Here is a 4,952-nt window from a genome sequence, read left to right on the forward strand (position 1 = left end):
AGGGTGCGCCGGGCAAATAGAGAATCGATGCCCCAATCTGGCTTCCCGAACCAAATGCGCCTGCATTGCCACCAAACGCATACGACACCTCAGCCGTGAGGTATTGCCAGTGCGCCGCGTATTTGACCATGTTGCTGGTCCACACGCCCTGAGCCATCATGACTTCCGGCCGAAACTGGTAGAAGGTCGGCAGCCACGGATTCGTGATGTAGGCGCTGAGAACCGCGTCGGACAATGGGTTGATCTGGCGGCCCATTGTCAGCTTTCCGTAACTGCTCGACTGCAGGCCAACAAATGCCGTATTGAAGAACGGATAAGCGGGATCGGTCTCCCCGGAGTTCGGGAAGAAGCGATTCTCGAGCTGGAATACGACCCTCGTTCCGCCACCAATGTCTTCCGTTCCCTTGAATCCCCAAAGGCTTTCGCTTGCGCCGTTGGCGACCTGCACGCGAGAATCGCCTTGCGTATCCGCATGGGTCGTGTAGCGAATTCCCTCATCGACGAGGCCGAAAAGCGTTACCGTCGACTGCGCGGCTGCTGAGACGGAGTACAGCGTCGCAGTAGACACGACGGCGGCCAACAGGCCGGCCTTGCGTCGATGCCGGCATTTTCCGGGTAGTCTCCTTACCTTGCTCATCTACAAACTCCAGTATTATGATTATGTCGTACTACGAAAGATGTTGGTCACAGCTACGACATGTTTATTGCCCCTCGGGTACGAACACCCGACCCCTCCTTATTGCGTGACTCACTGGACCGGGACGACCTGATCAACCTGCCCGTCCGACGAAAACTTCGTCTTCTGACGGCACTGACTTCGATCAAGACGTTGTGCACACAACGACACGTTGCCCGGAAACATGAACGACAACTGCCAGAAAACTTACATTTTGTGTTGCGAACGCATCGACCGCCGCGGCACGCCTTATTCCATCGCGTTGACGAGGCCCACGGGGATAACCCTATATGCGTGGTTCTGACGCCACCGGCAAGCGGATCGCTACCGCGATGTGCGGCACGTCGACCTGCGGACGCGTGCCCAGCTTGATGGACACCTTTGAAAGCCTACTCACCGCAGAGCCGTCGGAGGAAACGCGGTCCCTGCTTGGGGGGATGTGACGGCACGCCGGAAACCCAAGGCTCCCCCAAGCAAGGTCATGCTTTGAAACTCACGCGATGCCTTACACCGACGCCATCAGGTAGGGATTTTTCTTCCCCGGCTCGTAGGGCTTCGCCTTGATTTCCATGCGCGCAATGCTCTGCAAGTGAACCTCGTCCGGACCGTCTGCAAATCGCAACGCACGGCCCCACGTCCAGCTATCGGCCAATGGCGTATCGGGGCTCAGCCCCATCGCGCCGAACACCTGGATTGCGCGCTCGCAAACGGCGGTGTGAACACCCGGTACGAGCGCCTTGATCATCGAGATCTCCTTGCGCGCCTCCTTCGCACCCACGTTGTCGATCATCCACGCGGCTTTGAGAACAAACAGCCTCGCTTGATCGATTTCGATTCGCGACTTCGCGATCCATTCGGCAACGGACCCCTGCTCATAGAGCGTCCTGCCGAATGCCGTGCGTGCCTGGGCCCGTTCCACCATCAACTCGAGCGCGAGCTCCGCGGCGCCGATTGAACGCATGCAGTGGTGAATGCGTCCCGGCCCAAGGCGCGCCTGCGCGAGCGCAAAGCCGCTGCCCTCTTCACCGAGGAGATTCGTCTGAGGTACGCGCACGCCCTTGAACTCGATCTCGCAGTGGCCTTCCGGCGCCACATGATTGATCACCGAGATATTGCGGATCACCTTGATGCCAGGGGTATCGCGAGGCACGAGAATCATGCTCTGCTGACGGTGGGCCGGTGCGTCCGGATCCGTTTTGCCCATTACGATATAGAACGTGCAATTCGGGTGTGACGCATTCGTGATGAACCACTTCCGGCCGTCGATGACATAGTCATCACCATCACGTCGAATCGACGTCGTGATATTGGTTGCGTCCGAGGAAGCCACAGCCGGTTCGGTCATCGCGAACGCGGAGCGGATCTTGCCGTCTAGAAGAGGCTTGAGCCACTGCTCGCGCTGAGCGGGCGTGGCAAACATATGGAGCAGTTCCATATTGCCCGTATCCGGCGCATTGCAGTTGAACACTTCCGACGCCCACGACACCCGCCCCATTATTTCAGCCAGGGGCGCGTACTCGAGATTGGTCAGGCGGGTACCGGGTTCGTCTTCGCGCAGATGCGCGAGGAAGAGGTTCCAGAGGCCCTCGTCGCGCGCCTTCTCCTTCAAGGTCTCCATAAAGGAAACAGGATATTGACCCGCACTCACTTCGTCGTGCCATTGCCGGATGCGCGGCACGATGTGAGTGTCCATGAACGTACGCAGCTGGGTGCGCAACGTTTCGACTTTCTGGCTATATGCAAAATCCATTTTGTACTCCTCCACACTCTGATTAATTTCGTCGAGGCGGCGGCTAACAGCGCGCCTCGACCGCTTGACTAAATCGTCAGTCCACCGTCGACGACGATGCACTCTCCATTGGTATAGCTCGCAGCGTCGGACACCAGGTAAAGCACGGTACCCGCCATCTCACGAGGTTCCGCGTGGCGCCGCAGCGGGATGCGCGACATCCAGCTATCGTATGTGCCCTGATCCTGGAACAATGCTCCCGCGAAGCGGGTCTTGGTCAATCCGGGGAGCAACGCATTCACGCGAATCCCCAACGGCCCGCACTCCTTCGCGAATGCCCGCGTCATGTTGACAACGGCGGCTTTCGTGATCGAGTAGATGCCCTGCCTGTCGCCAGGCTGCAATGCATTGACCGAAGCCGTGTTGACGATCGCACCGCCGCCGTTCTCCCGCATCAACTTGCCCGCCTCCACGGACATGAAGAAGTAACCGCGCAAATTGACTTCCACCGTCTTTTCGAAGGACGCCAGATCGGTGTCGAGAATATGGCCATAATACGGATTGGTCGCCGCGTTGTTGACGAGGATGTCCAGACGACCATGCTGTGCACGAATATTCTGGAAGATCGCGAGAATGTCCTCGACACGCCCGACATGGCACGGTTGCGCTTCAGCGCTTCCACCCGCCTCATTGATTTCACGAGCGACGGATTCGCAATCAGCAAGCTTTCGGCTCGAGACAATCACGTGAGCGCCCTGCTCGGCCAGTAGTTTGGCGATCTCCTCACCGATACCCCGGCTCGCGCCAGTAACCAAAGCAATCTTTCCCTTCAAATCAAATAACTTAGTAGTCACAATCAGTCTCCAATATGTTTAGATTCCGCTTTCCTGCCTGTCTTCAGATCGAGTCAACGCCCATCTTCGCCAGCACACCAGCCATCTCCCCCACCTGTCGCGCCTTTTCATTCGATGCGTTACCCCTCAAGGCTCGCTTCTTCACGCCCTGTGCGATAGCGGCGAGCCGGAAGAAACTGAACGCCAGGTAAAAATTCCAGTTCTCAATCGACGGGATCCCCCGAAGCTCGCAATACCGCTCAATAATTGCTGCCTCCTCCGGCACCCCCAACGCCCCTCGATCCAGGCCCTCGAGTCCGGCGATATGGCTACCCGGCGGAAGTCGCAAACACATGCAGAAGTACGCGATGTCAGCAAGGGGATTACCGAGCGTGGAAAGCTCCCAGTCGAGAACAGCGCGAACCTGCGGCACATCGCGCATGAAAATGAGGTTGTCGATACGGAAGTCTCCGTGCACCAGCGAAGGCTTTCCGGTTTCCTTGGGACAGTGGGCAGGCAGCCACTCGATCAGCGACTCCATCGCCTCCAATGTGTCGGTTTGCGCGGCGCGATATTGCTTGGTCCAGATGTCGATTTGACGCGCGAAATAGTTGCCCGGGCGGCCGTAGTCCGACAAGCCGACTTCGTCGATATCCACGTCGTGGAGAGCCGCCATCGTGGCGAGCACTGCGTCGAAGATGAAACCGCGCTCATGCACAGGCACTTCGGGCAGCGCCGGATTCCAGAAGATTCGCCCGTCTTCATAGCTCATGACGTAAAACAGGCTGCCGATAACGTCACGGTCCTCGCAAAGGTGATACGCACGGGCGACCGGGACCGGTGTTCGGCCAAGCGCCGAGAGCACGCGAAACTCACGATCAACGGCATGGGCGGATTTGAGCAGTGCGCCGGGAGGTTGACGCCTCAGCACGTAGCTCCCGCTTTGCGCCTTCAAAAGAAACGTCGGATTGGATTGTCCGCCGGGAAATTTTTCGACGGACACCGGCCCTTGAAACCCGGGCACGTGCACCGTCAGATAACGCGTGAGATCTTCGATATTGAATTGAAGGCTGGCATTCATAATGTAGATACCGGGTTAAGGTCAGCCGTAGGTGACAAATTCATGCCTCTCGGCACGTTCGAGATGAGGCACTGAATTGAAGCTGACTAGTGACATCGCGCTGTCGTTAAAGACATATTGGCAAACGCTGCTGTTTCGAATCTGCATGTTCAGTGCAATCGCGGTCGCAGCAGGCGCCTGCAGGACCTGTTGGGTAGTGACCGCGATCGGGCCACCCGAACTCACCACCAGGACCCTTCTGCCGCCAGAGCGCTGGATGTCGCTGCGCGCACGCTGGACACGCGTCTGGAACTGCTGCCATGTCTCCGGAACGCTGCCTGGCAAGCGGTCATCGGCCCAGAGTTGCAGCGCGTGCCTAAGTGCCTTGTAAAAATCCTTCTTGGAACTTGAGAGCGATAACCCTTGCGGCAGGCCCTCCTCGCCGAGGGCTGCGAACAATGCCTGGAAATCGTATTCGTTCAAGCCCGCGTCTTGCGCGATCTCGACTTGCGGGCCAGCCATTGCATCGAGAATGGCATCGGCGGTTTGCCTGTGCCGCTGCATCGTGCCGATGACAACCCGATCGAACCGCAATTTCGCCTGCGCGAAGTACTCGCCCAGCCAACGTGATTGGGTACGACCGGAAGGTGATAG

5 protein-coding genes are annotated in these 4,952 nt (G+C 58.2%); all 5 read right to left on the reverse strand.

The features are described from left to right. Window positions 1–637: porin (locus WCA53_RS13175; RefSeq protein ID WP_423910609.1), on the reverse strand; the 637-nt coding region annotated here is incomplete at its 3' end. Window positions 638–1,181: 544 nt separating this feature from the next. Next, entirely contained in the window at window positions 1,182–2,426 is a 1,245-nt protein-coding gene (locus tag WCA53_RS13180; protein ID WP_423910614.1) for an acyl-CoA dehydrogenase family protein, read from the reverse strand. A 68-nt stretch (window positions 2,427–2,494) separates the two neighbouring features. After that, window positions 2,495–3,259 carry an SDR family oxidoreductase gene (locus tag WCA53_RS13185; RefSeq protein ID WP_423910617.1) on the reverse strand — a complete coding sequence of 255 codons (765 nt, stop codon included), beginning with the start codon at window positions 3,257–3,259 and terminating at the stop codon, window positions 2,495–2,497. A gap of 43 nt (window positions 3,260–3,302) precedes the next feature. After that, window positions 3,303–4,319: a phosphotransferase gene (locus tag WCA53_RS13190; RefSeq protein ID WP_423910620.1), complete on the reverse strand. Its 1,017-nt coding sequence runs from the start codon at window positions 4,317–4,319 to the stop codon at window positions 3,303–3,305. Between the two features lie 21 nt (window positions 4,320–4,340). Further along, window positions 4,341–4,952: histidine phosphatase family protein (locus WCA53_RS13195; RefSeq protein WP_423910623.1), on the reverse strand; the 612-nt coding region annotated here is incomplete at its 5' end.

The sequence above is a fragment of the Caballeronia sp. genome (assembly GCF_049581465.1).
Lineage (GTDB): Bacteria > Pseudomonadota > Gammaproteobacteria > Burkholderiales > Burkholderiaceae > Caballeronia.

Coding starts and splice junctions, on each gene's coding strand:
- WCA53_RS13180 (WP_423910614.1), bottom strand. CDS start 2,426: ATGGATTTTGCATATAGCCAGAAAGTCGAAACGTTGCGCACCCAGCTG.
- WCA53_RS13190 (WP_423910620.1), bottom strand. CDS start 4,319: ATGAATGCCAGCCTTCAATTCAATATCGAAGATCTCACGCGTTATCTG.